Genomic DNA, 20,785 nt, shown 5'->3' on the forward strand with positions numbered 1-20,785 from the left:
GCCTCCTTTTTGGTTTGCGTCAGCTATCGAGTTTCAGCATCCAGCCGCGAAGCAGCCCGGCGCCCCATCCCTTGAAGCCATCGACCTTGTCCGACATGCCGGTGAACAGCATGCGATGGCCAAGCCCGATCGCGGGAACTTCCTCGTTGAAGCGGCGCTGCAGGTCGTCGATGATCTCTTGCAGGCGATCCTTGTCATTGGTCTGCAGCGCCTCGTAGACCAGCGCAACGGCCTCCGGGTCTTGCCATGCCTTGCGCACGGCTTCGCCGGTGAACATCTCAAAGCTTAGCCCGGCATGAAGCCTTGGCGAAAAGCTGAAGGATTGCATCGTATAGCCATCGCCCGAACGATAGGCTTCAAGCTGCGTGCCCCATTCGACAACTTCGAGCTTGGCATTGAAGCCGGCATCCATCAGCATTGCCTGCGCCATGAGCGCGCGTTCGTAATAGGCACCACTGCGGCGGGTCGCGAGAATCGTGATCTCTTCGCCACCATAGCCTGCTTCAGCCATCAGTTCCTTGGCCTTGGCGACATCATACTCGTTATACTGCGCCTGCACCTCGGTGAAGTTCTTCGACATCGGCGGCACCGGCGAGGGCGAGGCCTTGCCGAACCCCTCGGTGATCGCTGCCATGATCTGTTCGGGGTCGATCGCATGCGCCATCGCCTTGCGGATGCGCACATCCTTCAAGAGCGGCGAAGCTGGGCTCAGAAGATAGGTATCCCACACAGCGGATTGCGTCGCGTCGATCTTGAAACCCGGCTCGTCCTTCAATTCGGCCGCCGCGGTCGCGTCGATCTGCACCAGATCCAGATCTCCCGCCTGCAGGGCCGTTTTGGCAACTGCGCCCTCGCCCACGATGGTGAAGCGAAGCGTGTCGACCGAGGCGTGCTTGCCACCGCCATAACCATTGGCCGGCTCATCGCGGCTCGCGTAATCCGCGAAGCGTTTCAACTCGACATAGCGCCCCGGCTCATGGTCACCCAGCATATAGGGTCCGGTGCCGATCGGCGTGTTCCAGCTTCCATCTGCATTGACGGAGTCGGGGTGCAAGACTCCCATCGAACCACAGTCAAACCGTGCCATCGTGGCAAGGAAGACAGCAAACGGCTTGTCCAGCGTGAGTTTGAACGTGTAGGGATCGACCGCTTCGGCCGAAACGACCTTCAGGCCATTCTTGCCGTTGAAGTAGTTTTTGCAGTGGCTTTCCGATTCTTCCCCTGCCAGCCGGTTCCACGACCAGAGCACATCCTCAGACGTCATCTCCTCGCCATTGTGAAACAGCACGCCCTTGCGCAGATGGAAGGTATAGGTCAGCCCATCGTCGGACAATTCGAAACTGTCCGCGAGCATCGGGATGATATCGAAATTGTCGGCATAGGTGACAAGGCCTTCAACGATATGCCCATGGATCACGTCGGTATTGCCATCGCGCGTGACACCGGGATTGGTGCCGCGAATATCGGCGTTGAGTGCCATGCGGATCGTGCTTTCGGCCACGGCGGGCGCCCCCGAGCCAAGGCCAAGCATGGCCGCGACGATGGCGGTGCCAAAGAGTCTCTTTCCTAACTTCATTGTCTTCTCCCTGTTCTGGTCGGTCGTCGTTATGATGGAAATGCCGCCTTAGTAGAGCGAATAGCGGCTTGTCGTTGAGGATGCGTATGGCAACTGGCGCACCCGCAATTCGCCGGCGCCCGCATCCATCAGAACCGTGGCGACAGTGGCCGAAAGATAGGCGCTGGCCTCGCCCTCGTTGCCTTTCGGAGTGCGGATGATGCCACGGGGCGAGCCAAATCTGTCATCCAGCGCCTCCGCCAGCGTGTCGAGCGTATGCGCCCTTCCGCCAGCTTCGATCAGATGGCGCAGACGACGGTCGCGGAACAGCGTGTCAGCACCGCGTGCGATGCCCAGATCGGTTTCGCGTGCCCGCGCGGCGGGGATGACGAAATGGTTGGCATGGGTCAGGCAGGAGCCTTCGGGGGCTTGCCAGTAGATCTGCGCCGGGGTGGTCTCGAAATTCAGGCAATCGCCGCTTTTGGCACAACTGATCGTCATGTTGTTCGAAACCGTGCGCGGCAAGCCGTGAAGCTCGGTCAGTGCCTGCGAATATCCTCCGGCTTCGAGCACCCGGCGCCGGATCACCGAAAGCGGCACGCCGAACGGCGCCTTGCCGTCCTGGGCGCAAATCAGATTGTTCCCGGTGATCGAAACCCCTTCGGAATTGAACCCCGCCCGCGCCAGCCCGCCGGCTTCCACGAACGTCAGGATCGAGGGGCCGGTTTCGGGATGAATCTTGAGCACGACGGTGCTATCGGCGCATTCGGGCAACCAATCCCAGTTCTGCACATGCAAAAGCCGCCGACTTTCGGTCATCTCCGGCAAGACAACAGCAGAGGTGCAGCCATCATCAACCTTCGAGATGTCCTTCGGACGCTGGGCATGCAGGTTGATGATTTCGCTGCGCCCGTTGAGCACCAGCACCTCTTCGACCAAGACACCCGCACCTTCGGCAATACCGGTCAGCTCATTCATCGCTTCAGGCACGGAAACCGAAAGCGTGTCCCGCAATTCGCGGGCATAATCGAGGACACCATCCCAGCTCATGCCGTGTTTCTCGAACAGCGCACGGTATACACCCAGCCCGTGACGTAGCTGCGTATCGGCTGCGCGACCATAGGCCAACCCGCGCGCGCGAGCAGAGCCTTCGAGTTCGATAAGTTTCGGTTGCGGAACCATCAACGCGCCCCCGGCGCCGGCAAGCGACCTTTCAGGACATCCGTGAAAAACCGCTCGACATAGGGGAAAACGCCGCGCGCGTCATGCGCCACACCGGGCACCGTATCATGCCAAACATCCACGCCGCGCGTCTCCATCGTTTCGCGAAGGCGGTGAAGCCGGTCGTTCCGGTTTTTGCCCGCGCTGTTGGCACCGGGAATGTATTTCGGGGAATCCTCGGGGAACGTAATCTCCCAGTCCTCGGTGTCCAGCGCGCCGACCGACATGTGAACCTTCACCTGTTTCAGCGCCTCGAAATCGATTCCACGGCCGAACACTTCGGAGAAGTTTCGAATACCGGGCCACCAGTCCATGGTCTCGTCAAGGAGCGTGACCGACCCGGGCGCGCCAATCGACACGGCCTTGAGCCTGTCGGGGTGGAGATAGAGGAAACGGTGGGTGAAATGCCCGCCCCCGGAAAACCCGAAGACCATGAACTTCTCGAAACTGCGCCCGATCAGGTCACCGGCTTCCCTGACCATCGCCAACAGGACTTCATCATACCGGATCTCGCCTTCAACCATGTATTTGTAACCGCCGGCCTCCATATCGCCGCGCACGCCAACGGGGAAAAGCGGCGCGAGGATCATGCAGTTGTTGAAACGGCCAAAGCCCGAAAACGCATCGCGGTAAAGCGATTGCAGGCGCATCGTGCCATGAACTGAAACCAGAAGGTCAAGCTCCTGATCCGGCTCATCCCAGGCGCTTTCCGGAATGTAAAGCGTGTAGCAAAACCGAGGATCGGCCTTGCAGGCGATGATCGTCGTTTCTCCGGTCAGGTACAATGAGCGCAAGCGCTCCTTGGGGCCATCCCCTACTCTCGGCAGCATGTTTCGCGGTCTCCAGATGTCTCGTTTCGAACGAGCCTAGGGCGGGATACTCGTGGCGTCAAAATATTTTTCCATATTGGCGCCAATTTTGAAGAAAATCTTGATCCCCGCTTGTCCGATGCGTATCCTCACACCAAACGAAACAGGTAAAAACCGCCATGGCAGCAACAAGATCCTTATCTTCCGAGACAAAACTGACGACTGACGAGATTTCCCAACAGATCGTGACCGATATCAACAAGGGCGTTCTGGGGCCCGGAGAATGGCTCAAACAGATCGATCTCGAGCGGCGCTACGCCTGTACCCGGGTCAAGGTCCGCGATGCTCTGACCAACCTGCACTCCAAGCGCCTTGTCGAACATATCCCGAATCGCGGCTATCGCGTTCCGATGCTCGATTCGGATCGTATCCGGCAGGTGGGCGAAGTGCGTGCGCTGCTGGAAACCCATGCCGCCATTGATGTGATCAACTGTGCGACGGACGCGGATATCTCCGAATTGCGCACCCTTGCCGAAGCGTTCCGCGACGCCGCCTATCATGGTTCTTCTTTCGCGCAGATCGAAGCCAACTATGCCTTTCACTCCAAGCTTTATGGCCTGTGCCAGAATGAAATCCTGCGCGAAATGATGCTCGACCTGCGTCAGCGCGGCCCGGCAGCGCCGGTCGGTCAGTGGCAAACAATGGCACAGCTGCAACGCGCGACACAGGACCATTTTGATCTGGTGGATGCCATCGAGAAACGCGATCTGAACCTGCTTCAGAGTCGCATCGCCAATCATATCAGGGGCAAATCCGCCCCGCCCGAGGAATAAGACCCACATGACAATGCATCCCGATCTCACCCGGATGATGGAAAGCAATCGCGCCACAGGGGGTCCGGCCTTGCAGGACATGGCCATAAAGGACGCCCGTGCCGCGATGCGCGACATGTTCCTTGCCAATGGCTACCCCATTCGCCACGAGGCGCATGTGACGCACCATACCCCGGCCGAAACTGGCGCCAAATTCGCGGCAAGCCTCTATCGCCCGCTGCATTCTGAAGGGGCGCTGCCTGCGCTTGTCTATTTTCATGGCGGCGGCTTTGTTCTGGGCGATGCTGCGACCTATGATATCCATTCTCGGGCGCTGGCACATCTGCTGGGCGTCACGGTTGTCTTCATCGAATATCGCCTTGCCCCGGAAAGCCCGTTCCCGGCGGCCGTCGAAGACGCCTGCGCGGCGATGGACTGGCTCGGTCGCGAGGCCCCGGCACTCGAGATCGACCCGGCCCGCATAGCTGTCATGGGAGAAAGCGCCGGCGGCAATCTTGCGGTGAACGCGGTAATCCATGCCAGGAAATCCGCTGCACTCGACATCCGCGGAGCTACGCTGATCTATCCGGTGACGGATGCCCGGCCATTCGCCGATGACAGCCGCGTGGCCGCCTATCCCTCGATCTCCGCCTACGCGACCGGAACCAATCTCGACCATGCCGAGATGCAGTGGTTCTTCGATACCTATCTGACCGATCCCGCCGACGCGGCCCGCCCGGAGAACGCTCTCTTCGAGCACCCCGAACTGGCGCTGATGCCGACCACGCGAATCTTTACCGCCGAATGCGATCCGCTGCGCGATATGGGGATGAGCTTTGCCCCACGCCTGATCGAAGCAGGGGTGTCCGCGCGGGCGGAATGCCTGCCCGGAATGCTGCACAGCTTCATGTGCCATGGCGGCATTTCCGGCCAGGCCCTGCGGCATTTCTTTCGAATCGTCGAGGCCATCTCCGAGGATTTCGACAGCTAAGAGCCGTTCCGGTTCTGGCCGAAAGCACAGCCAGGGCATTGTCAGGTTGCTGCCCTCGCCACGGCAGAATAGTTCGCCGTCATGCTGAACATCGACGATTTATCCCGGATCAACGGGGTCCGATGTCCTCGGAGCGTGACCGGGTGAACCGTTTTGGGCACCAGGTTCACCGCCAAGATCCGCCGGGACAGTGGAGGGCTCGTGCTTCTAGGGAAGAGCGGCGACGGCTGGGCCGCCGCCGGGTTGGGTTCAATAGCCGACGGTGAACCGCTGGCGGGTATGCTTGGGGTTTTCGATCTCGTCCACCATAGCGATGGCATAATCCTCGAAGGAAATGCGCGACCCGTTCTCGTTGCTCAAGAGTTCATCCTTGCCGAGGCGAAACGTACCCGTCCGCTCGCCGGGCTCGAACATCGCGGAGGGCGAGAGGAAGGTCCAGTCGAGCCCGTCGAGGTCGCGCAGATAGTCCAGCGTCGCCGCGCCATGGGTGGCCTCTTCCTTGTAGGCCTCGGGGAAATCGGGTTGGTCGAGCAGGCGCTGGCCCGGGGCGACCTCGAGGCTGGCGGCGCCGCCGACCACGAGGTAGCGGCTGACCCCCGCCTCGCGCAGGGCATCGGTGATGATCGAAAAATCGGTGCCGGTGAACCGGGTCGAGCTGACGACCGCGTCATGGCCCCGGAGCAGCCCGGCCAGCGCCGCACCGTCCTGCGCATCGCCCTTGAGTGCCGTCACACCGGGTAGCTGTGCGATCTTTTCGGGCGAACGGGCGATCGCGGTCACCTCGTGGCCACGATCCGAGAGTTCCTTGAGAATGCGCGACCCGGCATTGCCGGAGGCGCCGATGAGTGCGACTTTTGCCATTGTTCCGTCCTTACGTTCAAATTTGCGATCAAGTCTATGTTCTAGACCTTCGCTATCATTTATCGTATCAGGAGTGCGCCGCAAGACGTCATCGTCCGGTGATCAGGTCAGCCCGGCGTGACCGCCCTGCCCCAAGACCAAGGAGTGCCCCAATTGAACCAGGACAACCTCATTCCGATTCCTTTCGTGTTCGAACAACCCTGTCCGATCCGGGATGTTCTCGACAGGATCGGTGACCAATGGAGCCTGCTCATCCTTCAGGTGCTCGAGCACGGGACCATGCGCTTCAGCGCGATCAACCGCGCGATCGGCGACATCTCCAAGCAGATGCTTTCCAAGACCCTGCGCCGCCTCGAGGAAGATGGCTTCATCCGGCGCACGCTCTATCCCGAGGTTCCCCCGCGCGTCGAATACGAGCTGACGGATCTCGGTCGTTCCTTCCTGGTGCCGATGAAAGGACTCGTCGCCTGGGCCGACGACCACCACCGCGCGATCTGCGAGGCGCGCGCGGACTATGCCGCCCGGGCCGCATCGTGAGCCTCCGGCGGTCCCGTCAGCCTGCTTCGCTGACCCGGTACTCCGCCCGGTCCAGCCAGTCGGGGCAGAGCTCCACCCCCCATCCCGGCGCGTCCGTCACCGTTACATGGCCCTCGGACACCTCGTAGGGATCATTGCGGAAAAGTCCTTCCTGCCACGGGTAATAATCCGGCCCCTCGATCGAGAATTCGAGGTACTTCCCGGCATTCGGCAAGGCGCGCATAAGGTGCATCGTGAACAGCGTGACAAGCGTCAGGTTGGCGGCATGCGGCGTCACCGGCATCTTCGCGGCCTCCGCCATCCGCGCCACCCGCAATGTCCGCGCAATACCACCAAGATAAAGCACATCGGGCTGCAGAACATCGACGATTCGCCCGTCGATCATCCCTTGCCAATTCGCCATCATGCAATCCTGTTCCCCGCCACAGACGTCGATCGACAATGCGTCGGTCACCTGCTTCGTCTGCGCGAATTCCCAGTAGGGACAAGGCTCTTCGTAATGCGAAATGCCGCTATCCTCTAGCATCTTGCCCACCTCGATGGCCTTCGCGGGCGAATAGCAGGAATTGGCATCCACCAGCAACGCCGCGTCATCCCCCATCGCCTTGCGGATCGTCGGCACGATCTCCTCGGTCCGGCCCTCCCATTCATCCTTGTCCCGGCCGACCTCGGCCCCGATGCGGAACTTGAAAGCGTCGAATCCGTGCGCGTCGCGCAACCGTTGAAACCGCTCCGCCTCGTCCGCCGGCGTAACATCACGTTTCATCGACGAGGCATAGGCCCGCACCCGGCCAGGCGTTCCCCCGATAAGCGCGCAGACCGGTTTGCCCTCGCGCTTGCCCCGCATGTCCCAGATCGCCGTGTCGACCCCGCCCATCGCGCGCCGCAGGTAGGAACCGGGAAACTTGTGCTCGCGGTCGCGCACCATGTCGAGCATCGCGTCGATGTCGCCGCAATCCATCCCCAACGCATGGGGCGCCACCTGCCTGTGCAGCACCTGCGCAGTGATATCCGCGCAATAAGGGGCGACCTGCCCCCACCCCTGCGCGCCATCCTCGGCGGTGGCCCGCACGAAACAGACGAAGCTGTCGGTGAAAGATTCGAGTTTTTTCAGTTTCATCGGGACCAGACCGGGGGGCTCGCAATTGGGTATCATGTTGCAGGCTGGATAAAAATTGGCATATCCGGTATATCCATTTCGGCAAGCTTGTCAGACCAATTGGCGCGGAGAACCCATGAAGCATGCCGCCGGGGCGCTGTTATCGTCCATAAAGATAGACCGCAATTCGCGCAAAACGGTCAGCGTGCAGCTCTACATGGCGCTTCGCGACATCCTGCTTTCCGGTGGCCTGCCCCCGGGCGAACGGCTCCCCGCGACCCGCACGCTGGCGAAAGAAACGGGTGTGTCGCGCACCACCGTGATCGACGCCATCGACCGGCTGGTCTCCGAAGGCATGCTCGTCTCCCGCGTGGGCGCCGGCACCTTCGTCAGCGAAACACTGGAAAACCAGCGCCCCGTCGCCACCCAGCCCGACGCGCCCCATAGCAGCCCCAACCCGCGTCTCTCCTACGCGATCAGCCATGCCGAAAAGGATTACGCCACCCGCACCTGGCTACCACATGAACCCCGCGCCTTCGTCACCGCGCTGCCGGCGCTCGACGCCTTTCCCGTCGCCCACTGGTCGCGCCTCTCCGCGCGCCACCTGCGCGGCGCGCGCAGCGACGTGATGGGCTACGGCCAACCCAAGGGGCTCGAGGCGCTGCGCCGCGCCATCGCCACCCATCTGAGCGCGCTCAAGGGCATCCGCTGCCACCACGAGCAGATCTTCATCACCTGCGGCGCGCAGCACGCCTTCTCGCTGATCGGGCGACTGCTGCTCAACCCGGGCGACCGGGTCTGGATGGAAAATCCCGGCGCCTCCGGCGCCCGCAACGCGCTTCTGTCGGAAGGTGCCGAACTCGTCCCGGTCGACGTCGACGAACAGGGGCTGGCCGTCTCGGACGGGCTCGCCAAGGCTCCGCATTTCCGCCTCGCCTTCGTGACCCCCTCGCACCAGCAGCCCCTCGGCCACGTCATGTCGCTCAGCCGCCGGTTCGAGCTCCTTCAGGCCGCCGAAGAGGCGCAGGCCCTCATCATCGAAGACGATTACGACGGCGAATTCTATTACGGCAGCGCCGCCCAGCCCGCCCTGCGTGGCACCGACAATGCCGGCCGGGTGCTCTATGTCGGCACCTTCTCCAAATCGCTCTTCCCGTCGCTCCGGCTGGGCTTCGTGCTGGTGCCGGAACGCATGACCGACATATTCGACCGCATGTTCCAGTTCTGGGCCAGCGGCCCGCCCACCGCCACGCAGGCGATCGTCGCCGACTTCATGGACGAGGGCCATTTCGCCACCCATATCCGCCTGATGCGCCGGCTCTACAAGGCCCGGTACGACGCGCTGGTCGAGGCCTCCCGGTTGCTGCCCGACTGCGTTGCGCTGCAGGAAACCGCAAGCGGCTTCCACACCCCCGCCTTCATATCCGGCAATGTCGACGAACAGGCCCTCGTCTCGCAGGCCGCGGAAAAGGGCGTCACGCTCGCGCCGCTGTCGCGATACTGCCTTGACCCGATCGGCAAATCCGGGCTTGTCTTGGGCTTCGGCAGCGTTGCCCCGGAAGAAATTCACCGGGGCATCGAGGCGATCCGCGACCTGCCTGCATGGCGCGGGAAATTGGTCTGATCATTTTGTCAAATTGGATATGAAGTAAGGGCCAATCGTCACCTAGCGTTTATCACTGATAACCCGCGCAAGGCGGCGCACGCCATATCCTTGCGCGTCCGGAGGAACCAGATGGTCGCCAAGACCCCGAACGCACAGCATCATCAATGCTACTGGCTCGACGATGTCGGCCCGGCCCCGGAATTTTCCGGCGCGCTGCCCAAATCCGCCGATGTCGTGGTCGTGGGCTCGGGCTATACCGGGCTGAACGCGGCCATCGAAACGGCGCGCGGCGGGCGCTCCACGCTGGTGCTCGACGCCGAAGACCCGGGCTACGGATGCAGCACCCGCAATGGCGGCCAGATCAGCACCAGCATCAAGCCGACTGTCGAGAAACTCGCGGCGAAATTCGGCCAGCAGAAGGCCCGCGCCATCCGCGGCGAGGGGGCTTCGGCCCTCGCATGGATCGGCGATTTCATCCGCGCCGAGGGACTCGACTGCGATTTCCGCAATGTCGGTCGCTTCCACGCCGCACACACGCCCGACAGCTACGAAACCCTCGCCCGCGATGCCGAGAAGCTGCGCGCCGACGAAAACATTGAAAGCTTCGCCGTCCCCCGTTCCGAGCAGAAGAAGGAACTGGGCACCGACACCTATCACGGCGGCGTCGTCTATCCGCAACACTGCTCGCTGCACCCGGCCAAATACCATCGCGGCCTGCTTCGGCTGGCTTCGAAGGCGGGCGCGCAAATCCTCGGGCACTGCACCGTCACCGCCATCGAGAGAACGGCCAAGGGCTTCCGCGTCACGACGGCGAAGGGCCACGTGGATGCGCGCGACGTCGTGGTCGCCACCAACGGCTACACCACCGGCCTGACGCCGTGGCTGCAACGCCGCGTCATCCCCATCGGAAGCTACATCATCGCCACCGAGGAATTGCCCGAAACACTGGTCGACGAGCTCTTCCCCACCGACCGGATCGCCAGCGACACCTTCAAGGTTCTCTACTACTACCGCGCCTCGCCCGACCGGAAACGCATCCTGTTCGGCGGCCGCGTCTCGGCGGCCGAGACCGACCCAGAGATAAGCGGCCCCCGCCTCCGTGAAAGCATGTGCCGCATCTTCCCCCAGTTGGCAGACCGCCAGATCACCCATTCCTGGGCCGGCACCGTCGCCTACACTTTCGACGAACTGGCCCATACCGGCTGCCATGACGGCGTCCATTACGCGATGGGCTACTGCGGCTCCGGCGTGTCGATGGCGAGCTATCTCGGCATGCGCACCGGGCAGAAGGTTCTCGGCCAGGCCCAGGGCGCCACCGCCTTCGACGACCTGCCTTTCCCGACACGCCCCCTCTACACCGGCAAGCCATGGTTCCTGCCCGCGGTGGTCGCCTGGTACCGGTGGATGGACACCCGGCAATACCGGAGGGCCGCCCACGGTTAGCAAGAAATTTTCGCGGGTGCGCGCCGAGCCCGCAAAAGACAAGAACAACCGGCAAAGGCCGCACCGCACGCGGCATATCCAACTCTGACAGGAGGACCACGACATGAAACGTATACTCGCCGCGCCCCTTGCGGTCGCCCTGCTGGCATCGACCAGCGCGCACGCCCAGGACAAGGAAATTACCGTCGCATCCTGGGGCGGCTCCTATCAGGAGGCGCAGAGCAAGGCGCTTTTCGAGCCCGCCTCCGAGGCGATGGGCATCACCGTGAAGCAGGAAACCTATGGCGGCATGGCCGACGTGCGCCTTCAGGTCTCCACCGGTCAGGTCACCTACGACATCGTCGCCAGCGGCTCCGGCTCCGCCGCCCGCGCCGGGGCCGAAGGGCTGCTTGAAAAGCTCGATTACGACGTGATCGACGTCTCGGATTTCTACGAGTCGCTCTATTCCGACTATTGCATCGGCGGCGACGTGTTCTCGGTCGTGGCGGCATGGAACACCAACACCTATGGCGAGGACGGCCCGCAGAACTGGGCGGATTTCTTCGATACCGAGAAATTCCCCGGAAGCCGCGCCTACCGCAACACGGTCTCCGGCGCGCTTGAACCCGCGCTCATGGCCGATGGCGTCGCGCCCGAAGATGTCTACGACGTGCTCGATTCCGAGGAAGGCATCGAACGCGCCCTCGACAAGATCCGCGAACTGCGCCCCAACATCGCCGTCTACTGGTCGTCGGGTGCCCAGCACGCCCAGTTGATGAAGGATGGCGAAGTCGACATGACCACCGGCTGGAACGGCCGGTTCGACAACGCCGCCAAGGATGGCGGCAAGGTCTCCTACACCTTCAACCAGGCGCTGCTCGATTACGACTGTTTCGCAATCCCCAAAGGCGCGCCGAACAAGGATCTCGCGATGGCGTTCCTCGCCGAGATATCCAAGGCGGAATACCAGGACGATCTGCCGAAATACATCACCTATGGCCCGACCAACAAGAGCGCCTACGACACCGGCGAGATCTCCGCGGAGGTCGCGGCCGGCCTCCCGTCTTCCCCAGAGAACGCCGCCAAACAGCTGCCGATCTCGCTCGAGTGGTACACCAAATGGGAACAGACCGCCGCCGAGATGTATCAGGACATGCTGACCGAGTAAGCTGTCCCTGAGACCTGAAACGGGCGGGTGCCGTAAAAGGCGCCCGTCCCAGCACGACAAGCCACATCCCGAGGGGGAACCGACTTGACAACCAGAGCCACGGAAGCACTGCCGATTTCGGTGCGCAACGTCACCAAGACCTACGGGCCGGTCAACGCGCTCGACGATGTGTCGCTCGAGGTGAAAAGTGGCGAGTTCCTCACGCTTCTGGGGCCGTCCGGGTCGGGCAAGACGACGCTGCTGATGGTTTTGGCGGGCTTCACGCGGCCCGATTGCGGCAGCCTGAAATTCGGCGATGACGAGGTGATCCGCAAACCGCCGCACCTGCGCGAGGTGGGCATGACGTTCCAAAGCTACGCGCTGTTTCCGCACATGACCGTTGCGGGCAATGTCGGTTACCCGCTCCGCCTGCGCAAACGGCCCAAATCCGAGATCGCCGAGCGCGTCGAACGCGCGCTCGAGACCGTGCAGCTCGGCGGCTATGGCGAGCGGCGCATCGACCAGCTTTCGGGCGGCCAGAAACAGCGCGTCGCCGTTGCCCGCGCCATCGTTTTCGAACCGCGCATCCTGCTGATGGACGAACCGCTTTCGGCCCTCGACAAGAAGCTGCGCGACCAGATGCAGATTGAACTGCGCCACCTGCACGAACAGCTGGGAATGACCACGGTCTACGTCACCCACGACCAACGCGAGGCGCTGACCATGTCCGACCGCATCGCCGTGGTGAACCACGGCCGGATCATGCAGCTCTCCACCCCGCGCGATCTCTACGAACGCCCTGCCAACCGCTTCGTGGCCGATTTCATCGGCGAGTCCACCTTCCTGCCGGTCCGCCGCACCGACTCCGATGTGTTCTACGGCGACACCCCCCTGCACTACAGCGGCGATCTCCCCGAAACGCCCGACCTCCTCCTGATGATCCGCCCCGAACGTGTCGTCCTCTCTGCGAACGGCCCCGTCGAAGGCGCCAACAACTTCACCGCCACCGCCAGCAACGTGGTCTATCAGGGCGACAGCTTCCTGCTCCATGCCTGGCTTCAGGACGGCCAGCAGGTCGTCATGCGCGGCGCGGTGCGCGGCAACAGCGCCACCGCACTCCCGGTCGTGGGCGATCAGGTCACCCTGACCATGTCCCCCGAAGACACGGTCCTGATCGACGGGCGCGAGGCATAGGCATGTCCATGACAACCGCCACCCTGCGCCCCAACGAAACCGGCCTGCGCACCGACGGGCGGCTCGAACGGCTCCGGCTCTTCGGCCTCAGCTCGCCCGCGATGCTGCTCATCCTCGTGATCCTTGTCATCCCGGTGGGATGGCTCTTCTACGTCTCCTTCATCGGCGCGAACGGAGAATTCTCGCTGGAAAACTACGAGCGGATGATCAAACGCCGCTCCTACATCCGCATCTTCATCACCACCTTCCAGGTCAGCGTGCTGACCACCGGCCTGTGCATCCTCATCGGCTACCCGCTCGCCTATTTCATGGCGCAGTTGCCCAACCGGCTGGCCAACCTCTGCCTCATCACCGTCCTCCTGCCATTCTGGACATCGCTTCTCGTGCGCACCTACGCCTGGCTGGTGCTGCTCCAGAAACAGGGGCTGGTGAACCAATGGGCCATGTCGCTGGGCCTCTGGGACGAACCGCTCAAGATCGTGCACAACATGACCGGCACCCTGATCGGCATGGTGCATATCATGCTGCCCTTCCTGATCCTTCCGGTCTACGGCGCCATGAAGGCCATCGACCGTGACTACCTCATGGCCGCCTCCAACCTCGGTGCGACACCCCGCAAGGCGTTCTGGACCGTGTTCTTCCCGCTGACCACGCCGGGCCTCTTCGCGGGCGCGCTCATGGTCTTCATCCTCTGCCTCGGCTTCTTCGTCACCCCGGCAGTGCTGGGCGGCGGCAAGGTCATCATGGTGTCGATGAAGATCGTCTCGAACATCGAGCTTTTCGTGAACTGGGGCGCGGCCAGCGCAATGGGTGTGGTCCTGCTGATCATGACCCTCGTGATCCTGTGGATCGCCTCCCGGTTCCTGAGGCTCGACCAGATCACGTCAGGAGGGCGCTGATGGCAAACTGGCTCAAATCCCCGGCCTCCGAAACCCAGGTCACCCACGGCCAGCGCCTCTGGCTCTACGTCTTCGCGGTGATCACCATGATCCTGCTGGTGACACCGACGCTGATCGTGATCCCGATGTCCTTCTCCGACAGCCAGTATCTCGAATTCCCGCCCGACAAGTGGTCAACCCGCTGGTACGACAATTTCTTCGGCTCCGACGAATGGATGCAGGCGGCACGCACCTCGATCCAGACGGCGATCCTGACCATGCTTGTCGCCACCCCGGTGGGCGTGGCCTCGGCCTATGGGCTGCACACCTCGAACGTGCCCTTCGTGCGCATGGCCTTCGTGATGATGATCACGCCGATGATGGTGCCGCTCGTGCTGGTCGCCATCGGCGCATTCTACGCCTATGTGCAGCTCAACATCCTCTACACCGTCACCGGCCTCGTGCTGGCCCACACCGTGCTCGCCTTGCCGCTGGTGATCATCGTCACCGGCTCGGCGCTCAAGGGCTACGACATGAGCCAGGAACAGGCTGCGCGCAGCCTCGGCGCCCCGCGCTGGAAGGCGTTCTTCACCGTCACCCTGCCGCAGATCCGCTTTGCGGTGGTGACAAGCGCGCTTCTGGCCTTCCTGACCTCCTTCGACGAGGTGGTCGTCGCCATGTTCATCTCCGGCGGCGACAACCCGACGCTCACCCGCAACATGTTCAACGCGCTGCGCGATCAGATCGACCCGACCATCGCCGCGATCTCGACCCTGATGATCTTCGTCACCACCGTGATGATGATCCTGGCCCAGATCTTCGGCCAGCAGAACAAGCCCTGAGCGCGCGGTACAGCCCCTTGCCATGCCTGATGACCGGAGGACCGGATGATCGACCTCAAGACCTTTGAAAACCTCGCCGACACCCCGCTTGCCGATTTCGCCGCCAAGCCCACCACCTTGACCGAAGGGCAAGTGGAAGCCTCCAACCTGCTCTGGACCTCGGCCGACGGGCGCACCAGGATCGGTGTGTGGGAATGCACGCCCGGTCATTTCACCGCTGATCGGACGGCGGCGGGCGAGTATTGTCACATCATTTCGGGCCGGGCCACGGTCAGCGGATCGGCCGGTCAGGGCGCTCGTGATGTCGGTCCGGGCGACCTGCTCATCCTGCCGCAGGGCTGGACCGGGGAATGGATCATTCACGAACGCATGCGCAAGCTCTTCGTGATCAGCGCCTCGCCCGACATCTGAGGCCGGGGCCTGTCATGTCCGAGTTTGACTTCATCATCGTCGGCGCCGGATCGGCCGGCTGCGTTCTGGCCAACCGCCTGAGCGAGAACGGAAAATACAGCATCCTTCTGCTCGAGGCGGGCGGCAGCGATCTGAACCTCTGGATCTGGATGCCGATCGGCTACGGCAAGACCTTCTATCGCAAAAGCGTCAACTGGATGTACCAGACCGAGCCCGACCCCGGTATCGGCGGCCGCGTCTCCTACTGGCCGCGCGGCAAGGTGATGGGCGGATCGAGCTCGATCAACGCCATGGTCTACGTGCGCGGCCAGCCCGAGGATTTCGACGAATGGCGCGACATGGGCAACCCCGGCTGGGGCTGGGATGACGTGCTGCCCTATTTCCGTAAATGCGAAACCAACGACCGCGGCGCCGACACGTGGCGCGGCGGCGACGGCCCGCTCCATGTCTGCACGGTGGACCGCGACCTGCACCCGCTCTGCGCCGATTTCATTCAGGCCGGGCAGGAATTGCAGTTCCCCCGCAACCCCGATTTCAACGGCGCCACGCAGGAAGGCGTCGGCACCTACCAGAACACCGCCCGCGACGGCATGCGCATGTCCACCGCCCGCGCCTATATCCGCCCGGCGCGGAAACGCCCCAACCTCCGGGTCGAAACCCACGCCCACGCCACGCGTCTTCTTTTCGACGGCCAGCGCGCCACCGGCGTCACCTACAGCCAGCGCGGCAGGCTCAAGGAAGCCCGCGCCCGGCGCGAGGTCATCCTCTCCGCGGGCGCGATCAACTCGCCCCAGATCCTGCAACTCTCCGGCATCGGCCCCGGCGACGCTTTGCGCGCCCACGGCATCGAGGTGGTCAAGGACATCCCCGGTGTCGGACAGCACCTGCAGGACCATCTCGGCATCGACTATCTCTTCCGCGCCCGCGTCCCCACGCTCAACCAGCAGCTTCGCCCATGGTATGGCAAGCTCTGGCATGGCCTGCGCTACGTGCTCGCCCGGCGTGGCCCGCTCTCGCTCGGCGTCAACCAGGCCGGCGGCTTCGTCCGCACACGGCCGGGGCTGGAACGACCCAACATGCAGCTTTTCTTCTCGCCCGTCAGCTACACCAAGGCACCGCCTGGAAAACGCCCCCTGATGAACCCCGACGCGTTTCCGGGCTTCCTCCTTGGCGCCCAGCCCACGCGCCCCACGAGCCGCGGCCAAATCGCCCTGCGCTCACCCGACCCGTTCGACGCGCCGCGGATTCATCCGCGCTACCTTTCCACCGAGACCGACATGCAGGACATGCTCGAAGGCTCGAAACTCATGCGCCGCTTCGCCGAAACCCCGGCCTTGGCGCGGTTGATCGAGGCAGAAATCGCACCGGGCCCCGAGGTCCAGACCGACGAGGCGTTCATCGCCGACATCCGCCGCCGCGCCGGTACGGTCTTTCACCCGGTCGGCACCTGCCGGATGGGGCCGGAGTCGCGCAAAGACGTCGTCGACGCCCGGCTCCGGGTGCACGGTGTCGACGGTCTACGCGTCGTCGATGCGTCGGTTTTCCCGACCCTCACCTCGGGCAACACCAACGCGCCGGTCATCATGCTGGGGGAAAAGGCCGCCGACCTGATCCTTGGGGATCACGCCGGCGCGACCGGATAAACGCCTGTTTCCATGCGCAAGTCGCGAAAGCGGCCCGGACCTGGCCGGAAGGCTTTGGGGGATGATCAGCACCCGCAACCCGATCGCGTCGGTGCTGCATCCCGGGTTTCGCCATCTCGGTTTTCGGCGTGGGCACGGCAGTTTTCCATAGCCTAATCAACGTGTTGCACAAGATTCACAAGGTAGAACCGCAACGCTCTCGTTGATCTGAGCTACCGGCGTGCCCTTATCTGTCGATCCGATCCGCGTCACAGGCCCCTCCCGTCAGCGCAGCGCGCCGCTCTTAACAAGGTCGCTCAACGCATTGAGAATCTGCGCCAAATGCCCCCTGAGACGCTCCGCCATGGCCGAATCCCACCGCCACGGCGCGGTCTCTTCCATGTAGGTCGACTGCGCCAATTCCATCTGAATCGCGTGAATCCCCGTCTCGGGGGCACCATAATGGCGCGTCGTCCAGCCCCCCCGGAACCGCCCGTTGGTCACGCTCGTATATCCCTCGGCCGCAGCACAGATCTTTTCCACGGTTTTTTCCACAACAGGCGCACAGCTTGTGGATAAATTCGTGCCAATGTTGAAATCCGGCAAGCGACCGTCGAAGAGCCTGGGGATAACTGACCGGATCGAGTGGCAATCGTAAAGGATCGCAACCCCATGTTTCTCCTTCACCCGCGCCAGTTCTGTGGATAACCCGGCGTGATAGGGGGCGTGAAAGACCGCGCGCCGCCGCTCGATCTCCTCCGCATCGGGTTCCGCGCCCGGGCGATGGATCGGCAGCCCGTCAAAATCGCTCAGCGGGCACAGTCCAGTCGTGTTCTGCCCGGGATAGAGGCTTTCACCGTCCGGCGGGCGGTTCACGTCGATGACATAGCGATGCTCGACTTGACGCACCAACGTAACATCGTCTCGCAAACCACTGTAAAGGCGATCAATATGCCAATCCGTATCGGCCAACGCCAAACCCGTTTCGTTCAACCCTGCGCGAATGTCGTCCGGCAGCTCCGTTCCCGTATGCGGCAGGCCCAGCACGATCGGCCCATCGCCGCGCGTCACCTCGATCATGACCGCCCCCCATCCAGAAACGCGCCCGCGCGCACCATCTCCGCGACCGTCTCGATCTCGCCCGCCATGAAGCGATCCGCGCCCAGCGGCGGCACCTTCTCTCGCAGCGTGGCAATCACCCGTTGCAACGGCACCGACGTCTCCAACGGCGCGCGTGCCTCGATCCCCTGCGCCGCGCAAAGCGCCTCGACCGCGTGGATCACACCGAGGTTCTCGACCATCCGGCCCAGCCGATAGGCGCCATGCGCCGCCATGCTCACATGATCCTCTTGGTTGGCCGAAGTCGGCGTCGAATCCGTCACGCAGGGATTGGCCAGGTGCTTGTTCTCGCTCATCAATGCCGCCGTCGTCACCTCGGCGATCATGAAGCCCGAGTTCAGCCCCGGATCGGGCGTGAGGAACGGCGGCAGGTCGTAACTCAACGTCGGATCGACCATCAACGCCACCCGCCGCTGCGCGATCGCCCCCATCTCCGACAGGGCCAGCGCGATCATGTCCGCGGCCATGCCCACCGGCTCGGCGTGGAAATTCCCGCCCGACACGATCCGCCCCTCTCCGGCCAGCACCAGCGGGTTGTCGGTCACCGCGTTGGCCTCGATCTCAAGCACCCGCGCCGCCATTTCAAGCACATCCCACGCCGCGCCCACCACCTGCGGCTGACAGCGGATGCAATAGGGGTCCTGCACCCGTGTATCGTTCTCGCGATGGCTCTCGCGGATCTCGCTCCCCTCCAGAAGCGCGCGCATCCGCGCGGCCACCTCGATCTGCCCGGGCTGACCGCGCAGCGTGTGAATCTCCGCCAGCAAAGGCGCGGTCGACCCCATGATCGCATCGGTCGACAGCGACGCGATCACGATGGAATTTTCCGCCATCCGCCGCGCCCCGAAAAGGCCCGTCAGCGCGCAGGCAGTGGAAAACTGCGTCCCGTTGATCAGCGCCAGCCCCTCCTTGGGGCCCAGCACGATAGGCACCAGCCCCGCCTTTTCAAGCGCCGCACCACCCGGCATCCGCGCACCCTCGAAAAACGCCTCGCCCTCGCCGATCATCACCGCCGCCATATGCGCCAGCGGCGCAAGGTCGCCCGAGGCCCCCACCGATCCCTGGTGCGGCACCACCGGAATGACACCCTGGGCGAGCATCCCCTCGATCAACTCGATCACCGCCCAGCGCACCCCCGAGGCCCCCCGCCCCAGCGACATCAGTTTCAACACCATCATCAGCCGCACCCGCGCCGCATCGAGCGGCTCGCCCACGCCACAGCAATGCGACAGGATCAGGTTGCGTTGCAGCGTCTCGGTATCCTCGGGCGCGATCTTGCGGCTGGCCAGTTTACCAAAACCGGTGTTCACGCCGTAAACCGGCGCCTCGGCGCGTGCCGCCTCGGCCACCATCGCCGCCGCCGCCTCGACGCCCGGGCGCGCGCCCGCATCAAGTGTCACGGGCAATTCCCCGCGCCAGACCTCTTCGATCTGCGCCAATGTCACGGAACCGGGTGTCAGGATCATCGTTTTCCTCCGAAGATACGGGCATGAAGCGGGTTGAACCCGATGCGATAGGCAAGCTCGGCTGGCGTCTCCACATCCCAGATCGCCAGATCGGCGCGCAATCCGGGCGCAATCCGCCCCCGATCAGAAAGGCCGAGCGCCCGCGCCGCATGCGCCGTCACCCCTAAAAGCGCCTCTTCCGGGGTGAGGCGAAACAGCGTGCAGCCCATGTTGAGCGTGAGCAAAAGCGACGCGAGCGGCGACGAACCCGGGTTGCAATCCGTGGCCAGCGCCATCGGCACGCCATGGGCACGGAACGCCTCTATCGGGGGCGCCTGAGTTTCACGGATGGTATAGAACGCCCCGGGCAACAGCACCGCCACCGTGCCCGATTCCGCCAGCGCCGCGGCATCATCCTCGGTCGCATATTCCACGTGATCCGCCGACAACGCCCCGTAACGCGCGGCAAGCTGTGCCCCGCCCATGTTGGACAACTGCTCGGCATGGAGTTTCACCGGCAAATCCAGTTCATGCGCCACATCAAAGACACGCGCGATCTGTTTGGTATCAAAGGCTATTCCCTCGCAGAACCCATCCACCGCATCGACCAGCCCCTCGGCCTTGGCCGCGCGCAGTGCCGGAATGCAAACCTCGTCGATATATGCATCGGCCTCACCCCCCGCGGGCACCGCATGCGCGCCCAGGAACGAGGTGCAAACCTCAACCGCGCGCCGCGCCGCCAGCGCCCGCGCCGTGCGCAGCATCCGCAACTCGGTCTCGTGATCCAGCCCATAGCCTGACTTCACCTCGACCGTCGTCACCCCTTCGGAAATCAACGCATCAAGCCGCGTTAGCGCGCCCTCGATCAGCGCCGCGTCACTCGCCTCCCGCGTCGCCGCCACGGTCGAGACGATCCCACCGCCCTCGCGCGCGATCTGCTCATAACTCGCCCCTTCAAGGCGCAGCTCGAACTCCCGCGCCCGGTGGCCGCCGAACACGATATGGGTGTGACAGTCGATCAGGCCCGGCGTCACCAGCCGCCCGCCGGCGCTCACCCGCTCCCATCCGTCATATTCGGGCGGCACGCTCCCCGCGCCGACCCAGGCGATCCGCTCACCCTCGATCACCACCGATCCGCCCTCGATCAGGCCATATCCGCCCGCCATCGTGGCAATCCGCGCATCGCTCAGCACCCAGCCTGACATATCTGTTGA

The 20,785-nt window shown here is 63.5% G+C and carries 19 protein-coding genes; 11 read left to right on the forward strand and 8 right to left on the reverse strand.

Translation table 11 applies throughout. The features are described from left to right. Positions 1–19 precede the first annotated feature (19 nt). From FLO80_RS11075 to FLO80_RS11085, 3 genes are read right to left on the reverse strand one after another with little or no spacing between them, the layout of a single operon-like run. Positions 20–1,576: an ABC transporter substrate-binding protein gene (locus FLO80_RS11075; protein WP_111368388.1), complete on the reverse strand. Its 1,557-nt coding sequence runs from the start codon at positions 1,574–1,576 to the stop codon at positions 20–22. 48 nt (positions 1,577–1,624) lie between these two features. Next, on the reverse strand, positions 1,625–2,737 hold the full coding sequence (locus tag FLO80_RS11080; RefSeq protein ID WP_111368386.1) for a C45 family autoproteolytic acyltransferase/hydrolase: 1,113 nt from the start codon (positions 2,735–2,737) through the stop codon (positions 1,625–1,627). After that, entirely contained in the window at positions 2,737–3,606 is an 870-nt protein-coding gene (locus FLO80_RS11085) for an alpha/beta hydrolase family protein (protein ID WP_111368384.1), read from the reverse strand. The genes FLO80_RS11080 and FLO80_RS11085 overlap by 1 nt, the downstream gene beginning before the upstream one ends. A 158-nt stretch (positions 3,607–3,764) precedes the next feature. Between FLO80_RS11085 and FLO80_RS11090 the strand changes: the two genes are divergently transcribed. Together FLO80_RS11090 and FLO80_RS11095 are read left to right on the forward strand one after the other, a co-directional pair. Beyond that, positions 3,765–4,418, forward strand: coding sequence for a GntR family transcriptional regulator (locus FLO80_RS11090; RefSeq protein ID WP_111368382.1), 654 nt, complete (start codon positions 3,765–3,767; stop codon positions 4,416–4,418). A 7-nt stretch (positions 4,419–4,425) separates the two neighbouring features. Further along, positions 4,426–5,388: an alpha/beta hydrolase gene (locus FLO80_RS11095; RefSeq protein WP_111368380.1), complete on the forward strand. Its 963-nt coding sequence runs from the start codon at positions 4,426–4,428 to the stop codon at positions 5,386–5,388. Positions 5,389–5,637: 249 nt separating this feature from the next. On the opposite strand, the gene FLO80_RS11100 is transcribed toward FLO80_RS11095, so the two are convergent. Further along, entirely contained in the window at positions 5,638–6,249 is a 612-nt protein-coding gene (locus tag FLO80_RS11100) for an NAD(P)-dependent oxidoreductase (protein ID WP_111368377.1), read from the reverse strand. Between the two features lie 153 nt (positions 6,250–6,402). Here FLO80_RS11100 and FLO80_RS11105 point away from each other — a divergent pair, with 153 nt between their 5' ends. Beyond that, positions 6,403–6,786 carry a winged helix-turn-helix transcriptional regulator gene (locus FLO80_RS11105; protein WP_188078275.1) on the forward strand — a complete coding sequence of 128 codons (384 nt, stop codon included), beginning with the start codon at positions 6,403–6,405 and terminating at the stop codon, positions 6,784–6,786. 16 nt (positions 6,787–6,802) lie between these two features. Here the strand turns inward: FLO80_RS11105 and FLO80_RS11110 are convergent, their stop codons facing one another. Beyond that, the gene (locus tag FLO80_RS11110; RefSeq protein ID WP_111368374.1) at positions 6,803–7,906 is read right to left on the reverse strand and encodes a mandelate racemase/muconate lactonizing enzyme family protein; all 1,104 of its coding nucleotides are present in this window, start codon (positions 7,904–7,906) and stop codon (positions 6,803–6,805) included. 115 nt (positions 7,907–8,021) lie between these two features. On the opposite strand from FLO80_RS11110, the gene pdxR reads away from it, so the two are divergent. From pdxR to FLO80_RS11150, 8 genes are all read left to right on the forward strand, one after another. Further along, entirely contained in the window at positions 8,022–9,509 is a 1,488-nt protein-coding gene (pdxR, locus tag FLO80_RS11115; protein WP_111368372.1) for a MocR-like pyridoxine biosynthesis transcription factor PdxR, read from the forward strand. Between the two features lie 111 nt (positions 9,510–9,620). Then, complete coding sequence (locus FLO80_RS11120) at positions 9,621–10,934, forward strand: NAD(P)/FAD-dependent oxidoreductase (protein ID WP_111368369.1); 1,314 nt, start codon at positions 9,621–9,623, stop codon at positions 10,932–10,934. Between the two features lie 103 nt (positions 10,935–11,037). Next, positions 11,038–12,081: an ABC transporter substrate-binding protein gene (locus FLO80_RS11125; protein ID WP_111368366.1), complete on the forward strand. Its 1,044-nt coding sequence runs from the start codon at positions 11,038–11,040 to the stop codon at positions 12,079–12,081. A gap of 84 nt (positions 12,082–12,165) precedes the next feature. Further along, positions 12,166–13,254, forward strand: coding sequence for an ABC transporter ATP-binding protein (locus FLO80_RS11130; protein ID WP_111368363.1), 1,089 nt, complete (start codon positions 12,166–12,168; stop codon positions 13,252–13,254). Between the two features lie 2 nt (positions 13,255–13,256). Further along, on the forward strand, positions 13,257–14,153 hold the full coding sequence (locus FLO80_RS11135) for an ABC transporter permease (RefSeq protein WP_439328719.1): 897 nt from the start codon (positions 13,257–13,259) through the stop codon (positions 14,151–14,153). Further along, entirely contained in the window at positions 14,153–14,974 is an 822-nt protein-coding gene (locus tag FLO80_RS11140) for an ABC transporter permease (RefSeq protein WP_111368360.1), read from the forward strand. Before FLO80_RS11135 ends, FLO80_RS11140 begins: the two co-directional genes overlap by 1 nt. A 45-nt stretch (positions 14,975–15,019) precedes the next feature. Further along, positions 15,020–15,385, forward strand: a complete 366-nt coding sequence (locus tag FLO80_RS11145; RefSeq protein ID WP_111368357.1) for a cupin domain-containing protein — start codon at positions 15,020–15,022, stop codon at positions 15,383–15,385. Positions 15,386–15,399: 14 nt separating this feature from the next. Further along, the gene (locus FLO80_RS11150) at positions 15,400–17,028 is read left to right on the forward strand and encodes a GMC family oxidoreductase (protein WP_111368355.1); all 1,629 of its coding nucleotides are present in this window, start codon (positions 15,400–15,402) and stop codon (positions 17,026–17,028) included. 264 nt (positions 17,029–17,292) lie between these two features. Here the strand turns inward: FLO80_RS11150 and hutG are convergent, their stop codons facing one another. The 3 genes from hutG to hutI are packed head-to-tail and all read right to left on the reverse strand — an operon-like array spanning position 17,293 to position 20,776. Next, positions 17,293–18,087, reverse strand: a complete 795-nt coding sequence (gene hutG / locus FLO80_RS11155; protein ID WP_111368352.1) for an N-formylglutamate deformylase — start codon at positions 18,085–18,087, stop codon at positions 17,293–17,295. Continuing rightward, positions 18,084–19,592 carry a histidine ammonia-lyase gene (gene hutH / locus FLO80_RS11160; protein WP_111368349.1) on the reverse strand — a complete coding sequence of 503 codons (1,509 nt, stop codon included), beginning with the start codon at positions 19,590–19,592 and terminating at the stop codon, positions 18,084–18,086. The genes hutG and hutH overlap by 4 nt, the downstream gene beginning before the upstream one ends. Further along, the gene (hutI, locus tag FLO80_RS11165; RefSeq protein ID WP_111368347.1) at positions 19,589–20,776 is read right to left on the reverse strand and encodes an imidazolonepropionase; all 1,188 of its coding nucleotides are present in this window, start codon (positions 20,774–20,776) and stop codon (positions 19,589–19,591) included. Before hutI ends, hutH begins: the two co-directional genes overlap by 4 nt. Positions 20,777–20,785: the final 9 nt, after the last annotated feature.

It is taken from the genome of Aquicoccus porphyridii, assembly GCF_008369105.1.
Taxonomy (GTDB): Bacteria; Pseudomonadota; Alphaproteobacteria; order Rhodobacterales; family Rhodobacteraceae; genus Aquicoccus; species Aquicoccus porphyridii.